The 13,887-nt window shown below is 72.2% G+C and carries 11 protein-coding genes; 6 read left to right on the plus strand and 5 right to left on the minus strand.

The annotated features are described in order from the left end of the window. Positions 1-3: 3 nt before the first annotated feature. Complete coding sequence (locus K7G61_RS34345) at positions 4-894, minus strand: D-alanyl-D-alanine carboxypeptidase family protein (RefSeq protein ID WP_225851074.1); 891 nt, start codon at positions 892-894, stop codon at positions 4-6. Between the two features lie 399 nt (positions 895-1,293). Here K7G61_RS34345 and K7G61_RS34350 point away from each other — a divergent pair, with 399 nt between their 5' ends. Then, positions 1,294-2,559, plus strand: a complete 1,266-nt coding sequence (locus K7G61_RS34350; RefSeq protein WP_225851075.1) for an Ig-like domain-containing protein — start codon at positions 1,294-1,296, stop codon at positions 2,557-2,559. A gap of 191 nt (positions 2,560-2,750) precedes the next feature. Here K7G61_RS34350 and K7G61_RS34355 read toward each other — a convergent pair whose 3' ends face one another. The 3 genes from K7G61_RS34355 to K7G61_RS34365 all read right to left on the minus strand — a co-directional run bounded on the left by K7G61_RS34355 (position 2,751) and on the right by K7G61_RS34365 (position 6,194). Then, positions 2,751-3,983: a S8 family peptidase gene (locus K7G61_RS34355; RefSeq protein ID WP_225851076.1), complete on the minus strand. Its 1,233-nt coding sequence runs from the start codon at positions 3,981-3,983 to the stop codon at positions 2,751-2,753. 283 nt (positions 3,984-4,266) lie between these two features. Continuing rightward, complete coding sequence (locus tag K7G61_RS34360; protein ID WP_225851077.1) at positions 4,267-5,064, minus strand: DUF72 domain-containing protein; 798 nt, start codon at positions 5,062-5,064, stop codon at positions 4,267-4,269. Between the two features lie 338 nt (positions 5,065-5,402). Then, a complete protein-coding gene (locus tag K7G61_RS34365) occupies positions 5,403-6,194 on the minus strand; it encodes an AraC family transcriptional regulator (RefSeq protein ID WP_225851078.1) in 792 nt (263 codons plus the stop codon). Positions 6,195-6,482: 288 nt separating this feature from the next. On the opposite strand from K7G61_RS34365, the gene K7G61_RS34370 reads away from it, so the two are divergent. Next, positions 6,483-7,769, plus strand: a complete 1,287-nt coding sequence (locus K7G61_RS34370; RefSeq protein ID WP_225851079.1) for an MFS transporter — start codon at positions 6,483-6,485, stop codon at positions 7,767-7,769. 7 nt (positions 7,770-7,776) lie between these two features. On the opposite strand, the gene K7G61_RS34375 is transcribed toward K7G61_RS34370, so the two are convergent. Beyond that, positions 7,777-9,312, minus strand: coding sequence for a multicopper oxidase family protein (locus tag K7G61_RS34375; protein WP_225851080.1), 1,536 nt, complete (start codon positions 9,310-9,312; stop codon positions 7,777-7,779). Positions 9,313-9,615: 303 nt separating this feature from the next. Between K7G61_RS34375 and K7G61_RS34380 the strand changes: the two genes are divergently transcribed. The 4 genes from K7G61_RS34380 (at position 9,616) to K7G61_RS37180 (ending at position 13,882) form a co-directional block, all read left to right on the plus strand. After that, on the plus strand, positions 9,616-10,284 hold the full coding sequence (locus K7G61_RS34380; protein WP_225851081.1) for a TetR/AcrR family transcriptional regulator: 669 nt from the start codon (positions 9,616-9,618) through the stop codon (positions 10,282-10,284). Positions 10,285-10,501: 217 nt separating this feature from the next. Then, positions 10,502-12,016: an MFS transporter gene (locus K7G61_RS34385; protein WP_225851082.1), complete on the plus strand. Its 1,515-nt coding sequence runs from the start codon at positions 10,502-10,504 to the stop codon at positions 12,014-12,016. Between the two features lie 271 nt (positions 12,017-12,287). Continuing rightward, positions 12,288-13,013 (plus strand): WXG100 family type VII secretion target, encoded by a 726-nt coding sequence (locus tag K7G61_RS34390; protein WP_225851083.1) that lies wholly within the window; start codon positions 12,288-12,290, stop codon positions 13,011-13,013. After that, a complete protein-coding gene (locus tag K7G61_RS37180) occupies positions 13,010-13,882 on the plus strand; it encodes a nucleic acid/nucleotide deaminase domain-containing protein (protein ID WP_225851084.1) in 873 nt (290 codons plus the stop codon). Before K7G61_RS34390 ends, K7G61_RS37180 begins: the two co-directional genes overlap by 4 nt. The last annotated feature ends 5 nt before the right edge of the window (positions 13,883-13,887 follow it).

The following is a 13,887-nucleotide window of genomic DNA, read 5'->3' on the forward strand; positions in this document are numbered from 1 at the left end:
GGGCTACCGCTTGAAGGCGTAGTCCATCAGCTTGCGCGCGTCCGCCGCGCGGTCGGTGATCGAGGTGGAGGCCAGCACCGTGCCGATGACCGTGCGGTTGCCGCGGGTCGCCGCGAAGACCAGGCAGTAGCCGGCCTGCGGCCCGGAGCCGGTCTTCACGCCGATGGTGCCGCTGTAGGTGCCCAGCAGCGTGTTGGTGTTGGTCCACGACATGTAGCGGTACCCGCCGCTCTTCGTGGTCACCTTCTGCTTGGTGGACTTCGTCCGCACCACCGCGCGGAAGGTGCCGTTCTTCATGGCGGTGCTCGCGAGCTTGGTCAGATCCCGCGGCGTGGAGTAGTTGTTCCCGTTGCCTATGCCGTCGAACGAGTCGAAGTGCGTGTTCTTCAGCCCCAGCGCCTTGGCGGTGCTGTTCATCTGGCCGACGAACTGCTTCACCCGCGCCGCCCGGGTCGAGCCGACGCCGTACTTGTCGGCCAGCGCGTAGGCCGCGTCGCAGCCGGAGGGGAGCATCATGCCGTACAGGAGCTGGCGCACGGTGAGGTGGTCACCCACGATCAGGTGGGCGGAGGAGGCGTTCTTGGCGACGATGTAGTCGCTGTAGGCCTTCTGGACGGTGACCTTGGAGTCCAGGTTGAGGCCGCGCTGCCGCAGCACCACCTCGAAGGTCATGATCTTGGTGGTGGAGCCGGTGGAGCGGCGGGTGTCCGCCGCCTTGGTGTAGTACGTCGTGCCCGTCGTGTTGTTCATCACGAAGCCGCCCTTGGCGTGGATCGAGGGCGGGGCGGGCGTGGCCGCCTGCGCGGGTACGGCGAAGGCGCCGGCGGTCAGTACGGCGCCGGCGGTCAGCGCGACCGCCGAGATGCGACGAATGGCCTTGATGCCATTTTTCACGTTGTTTGCTCCAAATGCCCCTACGATGGCGCCACATGAGAGCTGCGGCTCGAACGTGAGACGCATCAAGGGGGCGGATGGATGCACGGCCGCGCCGGTTCGATGCACGAACGGGTGGTGCATCGCTTCCGGGGGGTCGGAGCGTTGTAGGGAGGGAAGGCAGTCACGCGCGGGCGTCCGCACGTGGCGGCTCGGACGGCTCGGACAGCTCGGACGGCACCTTGTACCGCACCTTGTGTCCGCACCTTGTATCCGCACGTGGCAGGTGGGGTCGGTGGGCCGGTCCGTATCAGCATCGCAACAGCCGCAACCGCGAACGCACAGCTTGTGCTCCTACAATGCGACAGGCGAGATGGGGAGACTCGATTGAGAACGGTAGGAACGGCGGACTCCGTCGCAATGGACAGGGCCCCCGTGGGGGGCAACGGCACCGGGCGCCGCCGCGGGCACGCCACCAAGGGCCTGCTCGCGCTCGCCCTCGGCGCTGTGCTGCTGGGCGCCACCGCGTGCGGCGGCAGCGCGGGCGCCTCGACGAACAAGGACCACCAGGACGGCAAGAACGGGTCCGCGTCCGGCGGCAGCGGCTCGCCCGCCTCGCAGGCGTCGGTGAGCATCTCGCCGAGGAACGGCGCGACCGGGGTGGACACCAGCGGCGCGCTGCGGGTGGCCGCGGCCAAGGGCAAGCTGACCAAGGTCACGGTGACCGGCCCCGGCGGCACGCCCGTCGACGGCGCGATATCCGCCGACGGCTCCTCCTGGACGCCCTCGGGCACCCTGCGCACGCACACCCACTACACCGTGCAGGCGACGGCGGCCGACTCGAACGGCCGGACCACCGCCCAGCAGTCCTCGTTCACCACGCTGACGCCCTCCGCCGTCAACTACGGCGTCTTCAACGTCAACGCCGGCTCCACCTACGGCGTGGGCATGGAGATCTCGATCCACTTCAACAAGCCCGTCGACGGCAAGGACATGGGCGCGGTGCACAAGGGGATCACCGTCACCGCCAGCAACGGGGTGGACGTCGAAGGCCACTGGTTCGGCAACAAGCGGATCGACTTCAGGCCCGAGCAGTACTGGGCCCCCGGCACCAAGGTCACCCTCCACCTGCGGCTCGACGGCGTGCAGACGGCGCCCGGCGTGTACGGCCAGCAGTACAAGGACGTGGCGTTCACCATCGGCCGCTCGCAGACCTCGGTCGCCGACAACAAGGCCAAGACGCTGAAGATCTACCGCGACGGCAAGCTGTACCGGACTTACCCGGCCAGCCTCGGCGACGCTCAGCACACCACCTACAACGGCAAGATGGTGATCGAGGAGAAGTCCCTCACGGTGGACATGGACTCCCGCACCGTGAACCTGGGCAACGCCTACCACATCAAGGACGTGCCGCACGGCATGCGCCTGTCGGACTCCGGCACCTTCGCGCACGGCAACTACTGGCGGCCGGTGTCGGTCTTCGGCCACGAGAACACCAGCCACGGCTGCGTCGGCCTGCACGACGTCAAGGGCGGCGGCGACCCGAACACCCCGGCGGCCTGGTTCTACAACCACTCGCTGATCGGCGACGTGGTCGAGGTGATCAACTCCCCCGACAAGGTCATCCAGCCCGACAACGGCATCAACGGCTGGAACATGTCGTGGACGGCCTGGAAGACCAACTGAACCAACTGAACCAACTGAACCGGCAGGACCAACTGAACCAGTTGAACCAGTTGAACCGGCTGAACCGGCGGGACCGCCGGGCCGGCTGACGCGCTTCGCCGCGTACGTACGAGGGCCCCGGGGCGGGGGAACCGCCCCGGGGCCCTCGTGTCGCCGGACGGCCCGGCGACGCGGCCTACAGACCTATAGACCTACAGACCGCCGGTGTAGAGCAGGCGGTTGGGGGAGCCGTGGTCGACGGACAGGACGTCCTTGGTGCTCGTGCCGAGCATCCAGGCGGCGACCTGGTCGGACGAGGCGGACGGGTGCTCGGCCTTGTAGAGCAGGGCGACGCCGGCCGCGTGCGGGCTGGCCATCGACGTGCCGTCCTCGGCCACGCTGCCGCCGCCGATCAGGGCCGACACGATGTCCTTGCCGGGCGCGAAGAGCGAGACGCAGGCGCCGTAGTTGCTGAAGGCGGTCTGCCGGTCGTCCCGGTCGGTGGCGCCGACGGTCAGGGCGTGGTCGGCGCTGGCCGGGGAGACGCCGCAGGCGTCCTGCGTGGCGTTCCCGGCGGCGACGACCGGCAGGACACCGGTGCGGGCGAGGGCGTCGGTGGCCTCGTTGACGGCCTGCGAATAGGGGCCGCCGAGGGAGGCGTTGAGGACCGCGGGCTGGACGGCGTTCGCGGCGACCCAGTCCATGCCGGCCAGCACCTGCGCCCAGGTGCCGTTGCCGGTGCAGTTCAGGACGCGGACGCTGACCAGGCGCGCGGCGGGCGCGACGCCGTAGTCGCGGCCGGCCACCGTGCCGGCCACGTGGGTGCCGTGGCCGTTGCAGTCGGCGCCCGCGCGGCCGTCACCGACCGTGTCGAGGCCGGGCACCGCCCGGCCGCCGAACTCGTCGTGGCCGTAGTCGATGCCGGTGTCCATGATGTACGCGGTCGCGCCCCGGCCGTCGTCCGAACCGGAGAAGCGGTGGTCGAGCGGCAGGTCGCGCTGGTCGATGCGGTCCAGACCCCAGGACTGGGCCATACGCGGGGCGACGAGGCCTGGTTCCGGCAGGTCCAGCGGGTTTCGCCGGCCGCGCGGCTGCCCGACGCGGGCCGGGCCGTCACCGAAGGCGTCGACCCTTCCGTTCTCCTCGACCGCGGTCACACCGGGCGTGCGGCGCAGCATGCTCACCTGCGACGGGGTGAGCGTGGCGGCGAAGCCCCGCATCACCGTGCCGTAGGAGAACATCGGCCGCACCCCGACCTTCTTCACGAAGGAGGCGGGCTGGACGGACTTGCCGAGGGTGACGATGTACTGGTTCGGCACCGCGCGGCCGGACCGCATCAGCGGCGCGGACGGTGCCGGGTCGGGCTGCGCCGCGGCCGACGGCAGCGCGGCCAGCGGGGCGAGCAGCAGAGCAGCGGCGGAAAGACCGCGCGCGAGCAGGCGCATACGTGCACTCCGTAAGGGACGACGGTCGAGGCCCGCGCCGCCGCACCGCGGCATCGCGGGCCCGGGGCGCACTTACGGTCCGACGATCACCTTGTCCGCCGACCGCGACACTCCGCGCGCACGGCGCCGTATCAGCCCCATGGCGGTACGCGGGGACGCCGAGGGGACGGTATGGGGGGGCGGGGGTTCGGGGCGGAACGGGACGGTCGCGGCGGCTACGGTCCCGGCGGTCCTTGGCGGGCCCGGCGGCTACGGTCCCGGCGGTCCTTGGCGGGCCCGGCGGCTACGGTCCCGGCGGTTGCGGCTGTCCCGGCTTCGGGTGCCGCGGCGTACGGCTGACCGTCCGGCCCGCCGCGGCCGCCGCGTCGGCGAAGGCCTCGGCGTCGGCGACGGCGGCGCCGCCCGGGTCGTTGTTGAAGTAGACGTACACGTCGTCGGTGTCGGGCCAGGCGGCGGCGACGCGGTCGGCCCACGCGTGCAGCGCCCGCTGCCCGTAGCGCGGCCAGGGCAGGGCGCGGCCCTCGTGGAACCGCACGTATCCCCAGGGCGCGGTCCGCCACAGCGGGGTGACCGGCCGGGAGCCGCGGTCCGCCCAGCACAGGGCGCTGCCGCGGCGTTCGAGGACCGCGCGCAGCCTGCGTTCGGCGTCCCACCAGGAGGGGTGGCGCAGTTCGACGGCGACCCGGACCGAGGCGGGGAAGCGGCGCAGGCAGGCGGCCAGGGCGGCGGTGTCCTCGCGGAAGTTCGGCGGCAGTTGGAGCAGCACCGGGCCGAGCCGGCCGCCGAGCCCGGCCGCCCGTTCCATCAGCCGGGCCACCGGCTCGGCGGGATCGCGCAGCCGTTTGAGGTGCGTCAGGTAGCGGCTGGCCTTGACCGCCATCACGAAGTCCTCCGGGGTGCGCGCCCGCCAGTCCTCGAAGGTCTCGCGCGCGGGCAGCCGGTAGAAGGAGTTGTTGTTCTCGACGGTGGCGAAGCCGCGCGCGTACTCCTCCAGCCACAGCCGCTGCGGTACGCCGACGGGGTACACCGTGCCCCGCCAGTCCTTGTACTGCCATCCCGAAGTACCGACGAGCACACCCATGGTGTGATGCCTGCCCCGCGCGGCGTGCTCCTTCCCTCCCGGGGGTGCCTACGGGTGACGACCGCCGGCTGCGGTGCCGGATCGGGGGAACGGGGGAACAGGCGTGCGGGGCGGCTGGGGCGGTACGCGACCGTGGCCCGTGGGCCGACCCCCGGCAAGCGGTGACCCGGGCGGCGGGCCGGCCCCGGGCCGGGGCCGGCGACGGATCGGAGCGTGAGCGGTGACGGCGCGGGAACGGGACGGCGCGGACCTGACCGGGCAGACGCTGGGCGGCCGGCGCCGGTGGTGGATCCGTATCGCCGGGACCAGCGCCTGCGGGTGGATGTCCGACGACAACCTCAAGGGCCGGACGGGTCCGTCGACCCACTGCTGAGGGGGCGCCGCAGGTCCTGCCGCCCGTAGAGGCCGGGGGTGGTGCCGAAGGCCGCGCGGAACGCCTGGATGAAGGGGCTCGGGCCGCTCCAGCCGCAGGCCGTGGCCGTCTCGGTGACCCGGGCGCCCGCCGCGAGGAGGGTGAGGGCGTGGTGCAGGCGCAACTGGGTGCGCCACTGGGGGAAGGTCATCCCGGTCTGGTCGCGGAACAGGCGGCTGAGGGTGCGTTCCGACGCGCCGACCGCCCGGCCGAGCGCGGTGAGAGTACGGGGATCGGCGGGGTCGGCGCGCAGCAGGTCCATCACGTCCCGCAGCCGCGGGTCGGCCGGCAGCGGCAAGTACGCGCGCAGCGGCTCGACCCGGTGGAGCTGGTCGAGGACGACCAGTTCGATGTGGCGGCGGTGCGCGGCGGGCAGCCCGTCGTCCGCCGAGAGCACGGCGACCGCCTCGCGCAGCAGCGGTGTGACGGCCAGAACGGTCGGCCGGTCCAGCCGCAGCGGGTTGTCGGACGCGCCGAAGGTCACGCACCGCATGTCGGTCGCGCCGTGCGCGGTGTGCGCGTGCGCCACGTGCGCGGGCACCCACACCGCCCTGTGCGGCGGCACGACCCACTCGCCCACGGCGGTGGAGATCAGCAGCACGCCCCGGCTGGGGTGGATGAGCTGGTGGACCGCGTGGTCGTGCCAGTCGATCCGCTCCCCGTGGTCCAGCAGCACCCGGGAGCGGTCGGGGAGCGGGTTGTGGCGGATCCCGGACATATGGCGGCAGGTTATCGCTAGTACGCCGACCCGGGCCCCGGAGATCCTCGAAGCCCGACGAGCCGATCACGACGAGCCGATGAGGAGCCCGCAATGTCGCGGACATCGAGTCCCCGGGACGTGCCCGAGCGCGCCACGGCGCCCCCCGCCCGTGCCTCAGGCGCTCCCGGCGCCTCCGGCGCTCCCGACGCTTCCCGTACGCGATCCGCTTCCCGTACGCGGACCGCCGCCCGTACGCGGACCCCCTCCCGTAAGCCCCGCGCCGGCGCGCCCTCGCCGTGGCGGCGGATGTGGCTGTGGGCCACCGCGCACGCCGTGGACGACCTCTACCAGGGGCTGGTCCCGGCCTGCGTGCCGTACTTCGTGCTGGACCGGCACTACAGCTACCTCGCCGCCTCGGGGCTGACCATGGCCGCCGCGCTGGGCAGTTCCGTGCCGCAGCCGTTCATCGGGATGCTGGTGGACCGGTACCGGCTGCGCGGCCTCGCGGCGGCGGGGGTGGCGGTCGCCGGGCTGGGGCTTGGCCTGTCCGGGCCGGCCGGGCCGTACCCGGCGGTGTGGGCGCTGATCCTGCTCTCCGGGCTGGGCGTGGCCATGTTCCACCCGGCGGCAGGGAAGGCGGCCCGCGAGGCGGCGGAGTCCGGCGGGACCGCGGGGGGCGGCGCGGCCGACAGCACCGCCGCCATGAGCGTCTTCGCCGCGGGCGGCAGCGTCGGCTTCTTCCTCGCCCCCGTCCTGGCCACGCCCGCGCTGGCCGCGCACGGGGTGGGCGCCACCGTGTACTTCCTCCCGCCGGCCCTGCTGGCGGCCTTCGCGCTGCTCAGGCAGCGGCCCCCCGCCGCAGCCGCGGCGGGCGCGGCACGGACCGGAACCGACCGCTGGCGGCCGTTCATGGTGCTGACCGGGATCGAGGTCGTCAGATCCGTCACGTTCTTCGGCGTGATCACCTTCATCGAGCTGTTCTGGCTCCGCCACCTGCACGCGGGCCGCTTCCTGGCGGGCACCGCACTGGCCGTCTTCCTGGTCGGCGGGGTGGCCGGCACGCTGCTCGGCGGTCGGATCGCGGACCGCGCCGGCCTGGTACGGACCGTCAGGTACGGCACGCTGCTGACCCTGCCCGCGCTCGCCGGCCTGCGCTGGACCCCGGGGGCCGCGGCCACCGTCCTCCCACTGGCCTTCGCCGCGCTCGCCGGGGTCGCCCTCAACATCCCCTTCGGCGTCCTGGTCAAGCTGGGCCAGGACTACCTGCCGACCCGCCCCGGCACCGCGGCCGGCGTGACCCTGGGCCTCGCGGTCAGCGTCGGCGGCCTCGTCGCCCCGGCGCTGGGGGCGACCGCGGAGGCGTACGGCCCGCAGGGCGTGTTCACCGTGCTGTGCGCGCTGCCCCCGGCGGCCCTCGCCCTGGCGCGCTTCCTGTCGGAACCGGAGCCGGAAACGGAACCGGAGCCGGAAACGGAATCGGGAACGGCGGCGGGAACGGGAACGGCGGCGGGAACGGCCGGCCCGGCACCGGATCCGGGAGCGGAACCGGAAGGGGAAGCGGAATCCGCGCCGAGGTCCGGTGCCGGAGCGTGACGGACGGTCAGGAGACGTACGACAGCAGCGCCATCATGCCCGCTTCGCCGTGGTAGACGTTGTGGCAGTGCAGCAGCCAGTCGCCGGGGTTGTCGGCGTCGAGGCGGACGGTGACCGTGCGGTGCGGCAGCACGGTCACCGTGTCCTTGCGGGCGCCGCTGGTGCCCAGCTGGAAGGTGTGGCCGTGCAGGTGCATGGGGTGGAACATCTCGCTGACGTTCTTGAGGTCCAGCCGGACCCGCTGGCCGCGCCTGACGGTGAAGGCGGCGGCGCGGGGGTCGCGCATGTCGAAGCGGCGGCGGTTGATCGACCAGTCGTACCTGTCCATGCTGCCGGTCAGCCGGACCAGGTGCGTCACGTCGTCGGGGGCGGCCCGCAGGCGGACGTCCTCGGCGGCGGTGAGGAGGTCGGCGGTGATGACGCGGCCGTTCAGCTCGGCCGGGCGGACACCGGCGGCGGGCGCGGCGCCCTTGCCGGTACGCACCAGGGCCAGCCCCGTGCGGTTCTTGCCCTCGGCGAGCGCCACCAGCGGGAACACGCCGTCGCCCAGCGTCACGAGGGCGTCGTACCTCTCGCCCATTCCCACCAGCACGGCGTCCGCCTCCTGGTGCTCCACCGGGTAGCCGTCGGTGTGGGTGACCGTCAGCCGGTGGCCGCCGAGCGCCACGCGGTAGGCGGTGTCGGAGCCGGCGTTGACGATCCGCAGCCGCACCCGCGCGCCGGGTTTGCCGGCGTAGGTGTCGGGGTCGGCCGGCACACGCCCGTTGACCAGGTGGTACGGGTAGGCGACCGATCCGCCCGCGCCGCGCAGCAGGCCGCTGTCGCCCGAGCCGTCGCCGTCCGTTTCCTCGCCGCCCGAGCCGCCCGAGCCGCCTGAGGTGAGGGCCTGGAGCATCCGGTCGGGCGTGCCCTTGATCCCGTCGAGCCAGTCGTCGAGGACGACCACCCACTCGTCGTCGTACGCCATCGGCTCGCGCGGGTCCTCGACGATCAGCGCCGCGTACATCCCGGTGTCGAGCTGGACGCCGACGTGCGGGTGGAAGAAGTACGTGCCGGGGGTCGCGGCGGTGAAGCGGTAGGTGAAGCCGGCGCCGGGGAGGACCTCGCGCTGGGTGACGGGTGGGACGCCGTCCATGGCGTTGGGCACGGCCATTCCGTGCCAGTGCACGGCGGTGCCGGTCCGCCCGGGAAGCCGGTTGGCCAGCTCCGCGACAAGGGTGTCGCCCGCGGTGAGCCGCACCTCGCGGGCGGGCACGCGGCCGTCGAACGCCCAGGTGCGGGCGGTCACGCCGGCGCCGAGGTCGACGGTGGCCGGAGCGGCGGTGAGCGACAGGCGGTGCTCGGCGCCCGTGCCGCCGGACTTCGGAGCGGGGCTCCCTGAGGCGCCCGGGCCGCGGGGCGCGCCGGGGTCGCCGGACGCGTTCGGCGCGGTGGTGCCCGTGGCCGTCGCGGAGCCGAGCGCGTCCGCTCCGGCGGCGACTCCCGCTCCGGCGGCGACCCCCAGGCCGGCCAGCAGCACGGACCGGCGGTCGACGGCGTTCATGTGACCTCCTGGCGGCGCCGCGGTCCTGCCGCGTGAGGGACGGGAGAGCTCAACGTATCCCCGTCCCCGGCCCGTCCCCGCCGACCGCCCGGCCCCGACGCGCCCGATTGGGCCGTTCGGTGGCGGCTCCGGCCGCCGACGGACCGGGGTGATGTGGCGCAGGTCACATTCGGGAAGTGAAATACCGGGGAGCCGGTCCCCGTTTGCATGCACGTGAATGAAAAACCGGGGAACCGATCCCCGGTTCGTGCACCGCACATCGACCGAACCGAACCGCACCGGCTCGTGGAAGGAGGGTCCGGCATGAGCACTGTGACGGAACCGGCGGCGACCCGCCGTGGAACGCGGACCCGCGCGGACGCCCTGCGCAATCGGGAGCGGATCGTGGCGGCGGCCAGGGACGCCATCGTCGAGCACGGGCCCGAGGTCCCGCTGGACGAGATAGCCCGCCGGGCCGGCATAGGCAACGCCACGCTGTACCGGCACTTCGCCGACCGGCACGCCCTCGTCCACGAGGTGCTGCTGTCGGTGGTGGTCCGCAGCGCCCAGCACGCCGAGGAAGCCGCCGAGGAGGAGGCCGACCCGTTCACGGGGCTGTGCCGCTTCGCCCACAGCGCGGTGGACGAGAAGGCCGGCTCCCTGTGCGCGATGTTCGTCGCCTCCATGGAGCGCTACGACTCGCCGGAGATGCGGGCGGCCTGCGACCGGTTCTCCGCCGCGGTCGACCGGCTGATGGAGCGGGCCCGGCAGGCCGGCAAGCTGCGGGACGACGTCACCTTCGGCGACCTGATGGTGATGATCGCCCAGCTCTCCCGCCCGCTGCCCGGCGTCACCTGCCATGGCTTCGACGTGCACCGACACCTCCAGCTCTGCCTCGACGGTCTGCGGACCCGCGGTCCGTCCCCGTCGGCACCCGAGTCGGCGTCCCCGTCGACGACTCTCGACACCCCGTCCCCGAACCAGGCCGGATGACCGCACCATGACGCTTCGACCGAACAGCTCCTGACCCCGCCGGGCCCGGCGGAACCCGTCCGCGGGCCCCGGCACGCCACACACAGCACACGTCCTTCCGATCCGCTTCGTCTCCTTCACCTGTTCGGCCTTCGCTTCCGTGCCGCGGGACATCGCGCACGTTTTCCCAGGTCACTCAGCAGGCTTTAACTCGTCACGCCCTTAGGTGGATACCTCCATGTCTCAAACGGCACAGATGCTGCAGCCCGACCCACGCCGCTGGAAAGCGCTCTGGTTCATCTCCCTGGCCCAGTTGATGGTCGTGCTCGACGCGACGATCGTGAACATCGCGCTGCCGAGCGCCCAGCACGACCTCGGCATCTCCGATGCCAACAAGCAATGGGTCATCACCGCCTACGCCCTCGCCTTCGGCGGCCTGCTGCTCTTCGGCGGCCGCGTCGCCGACCTGTGGGGCCGCAAGCGGACCTTCGTCCTCGGCCTCGGCGGCTTCGCCCTCGCCTCCGCGCTCGGCGGCGCCGCGGCCAACCAGGCCATGCTGCTCGGCGCCCGCGCCGCGCAGGGTGTCTTCGGCGCGCTGCTGGCCCCCGCGGCCCTTTCCCTGCTCGCCGTGACGTTCACCGACGCCAAGGAACGCGCCAAGGCGTTCGGTGTCTTCGGCGCCATCGCGGGCGGCGGAGGCGCGGTCGGCCTGCTGCTCGGCGGCGTCCTGACCGAATACCTCAACTGGCGCTGGACCTTCTTCGCCAACATCCCCTTCGCGGTGATCGCCGCGCTGGGTTCGTACTTCGTGATCCGTGAGCCCGAGGGCGGCCGCAACCGCTCGCCGCTGGACATCCCCGGCGTCGTGCTGTCCACCCTGGGCCTGGTCTCGCTGGTCTACGGCTTCACCCGCGCCGAGACCAGCGGCTGGTCCGCCGCGTCCACGGTCGGCCTGTTCGTCGCCTCCGCGGTGCTGCTGGTCGCCTTCGCGGTGGTCGAGTCCAAGGTCAAGGCCCCGCTGCTGCCGCTGCGCGTGGTCACCGAGCGCAACCGCGGCGGGACGTACCTCTCGCTGGGCCTTGCCATCATCGGCCTGTTCGGCGTGTTCCTGTTCCTGACCTACTACCTGCAGGTCGTCCAGGGGTACTCCGCCATCAAGACCGGCTTCGCGTTCCTGCCCATGGTCACCGCCTTCGTCGTCGGCTCGACGCAGATCGGCACCCGCCTGGTGACGCGGGTCCCGGCCCGCTGGCTGATGGCGCCCGGCTTCGGCCTCGCCGCCGTCGCCATGCTGCTGCTGACCCGGCTCCAGGTGGGCTCGTCCTACCCGGCCGTGATCCTGCCCGGTCTGGTGCTGCTGGGCATCGGCATGGGCACGGCGTTCATGCCGGCCATGTCGCTGGCCACCCACGGGGTGCAGCCGCGTGACGCGGGTGTCGCCTCCGCGATGGTCAACACCTCGCAGCAGGTGGGCGGCGCGATCGGTACGGCGCTGCTGAACACGATCGCCGCGTCGGCCACCACCGGCTACCTGGCGGGCCACGCGGCCGGCAAGGGCGGCCAGAAGCTGCTCCAGGCGCAGGGCCTGGTGCACGGCTACACCCACGCCATCTGGTGGGCGGTCGCCATCGAGGCCATCGCCGCGCTGATCGCCCTGACCCTGGTCAACGCCGGCCGGCCGGACACGACCGTGGTCGCCTCCAGCAAGGACGGCGCCGAGGACGAGGTGATGATCCCGGTCGTCGCGCACTGAACCGTCACCCGGGCCGGCCGACCGGGCCGACCGACCGGCCCCGGCCCGACAGGGGCCCCACCGCTCGCCGGTGGGGCCCCTCGCCGTACCCGGATCCCCGCCGCCGCCACCCCGCTCCCGCCCGCCGCCCCGCCCCCCGCCCGTCCGCCTCCGGACGGACCCCGCGTGACACCGTTTTCCCGGCGAAGCCCTACCCTGGAAGCAGCCGCCCGGGAGGACCCCTGGCGCGTGACTCCGGTCCGAGACCCGGGAATTGACGGGGGGACAGACAGTGGCGATCGAACTGCCCGGCGAAGTCGTCACGTTGCTCGACTTCATCGGCATCCAGTGGCCCAATGTGAACGAGGACAAGGTCCGCGAGTTCGCCCGCCACGTACGCGACTTCGCCAACAACGTCGAGGAGACGCACAACAAGACGTCGGCGACCGTCAAGGCACTGCACGAGGTCTACACCGGCCCCTCCTACGAGGCGCTGGCGACCAAGTGGGCCCAGATGTCCAACACGCACATGTCGGACCTGGTCACCGCGTGCCACACGGTGGCCACCGCGCTCGACGTGGCGGCCGACGTCATCGTCGGCATGAAGGGCGCGGCCATCGGCGAACTCATCGGCCTCGCCGCCTCGTTCCTGGCCGACCAGGCCGCCGCGGTCTTCACCTTCGGACTGGCCGAGGCGGCCGAGGCGCTGATCATCACGGCCGCCAAGAAGTGCATCGACTTCCTGGAGCAGCAGCTTGAGCAGTACATCATCGGCGAGGTCATCGAGGCCGCGGTGAACCCGCTGGTCGACGTGGTCGGCCGGGCGGTCGGCGGCCTGCTGTACCAGGCGACCGAGGAGGCCCTGGGCGTCACCACCGACCCGAGCGACGCCGACGGGTTCTACATCCACCCCCAGCGCGTCCAGGACCACGCCGACCTGATGCACGGCCACGCCGAGACCATCGCCGCCCACGCCGCCGACTTCCACGCCAAGGCATCGGGGTTGAGCTTCGAGTGAAGAACAAGATCGTCCAGGCGCTGGAGCACGGCGCGGGCAAGCTGACCAAGAGCCTCGGCGAGGACGCGGGCAAGGCGGTCAAGGACTTCTACCACGACACCGGCCACCGCCTGAAGCGCTGCGCCGACGACCACCTGGAGAACGACACCAAAATCAAGGACGACCTGGAGCACCTCGCCAAACGGCACAAAGAGGAAACCCCGGTCTACCACATCGACGACGACGGCAACATCACCCGGCTCGAACACGACCCGTTCGGAAAGACCCCCGAAGACCGCTACAAGAAGGTCAAGCTCACCCAGGGCGACAAGGACCGGCTCGGCCTGGACTCGGCGTCGGTGGGCGCCCCGAAACAGCGCGAGCGGCTCGCACTCCTCAAGAACGACGAGGAGAACGCGAAAAAGCCGCGGCCGAAGAAGAGCAGCACCAAGGTCGCGCCGGCGAGCAACGACCTCGCCCAGGCCACCCAGATCGCCCGTCACGCGGACAAGAGTTACGGAACCCATCTCAAGGACGGGAAATTCACCAGCAACAACTATGCCGCGGCCCGGGTGAAGGGGGCCGGTGGCAAGGGCGATTTCATCATTGTCGGCCGCAGCCATCGCAACAACGGTGTACGGGTCGGCGCCCACTCCGAACGGATGATCGGCGTTCCGTTCCTCCGGCAGGGCGCCGGGCACCGAATACAGGATCTGTACACCGAACGCGAACCCTGCCCGACCGCCCCCAACTGCTCCTCGTGGATGGCCGAACGGCTGCCGCACGTCCAGGCCCAGCACAGCTTCGACTACGGTGACACCACCGCGGCGAGGGCGGCCGGAAACAAGGAGATGATGGACTACCTCGACGCCCTGAAGTCCCGCCGGTAGACTTC

It is taken from the genome of Streptomyces sp. HPF1205 (assembly GCF_020400825.1).
GTDB lineage: Bacteria > Actinomycetota > Actinomycetes > Streptomycetales > Streptomycetaceae > Actinacidiphila.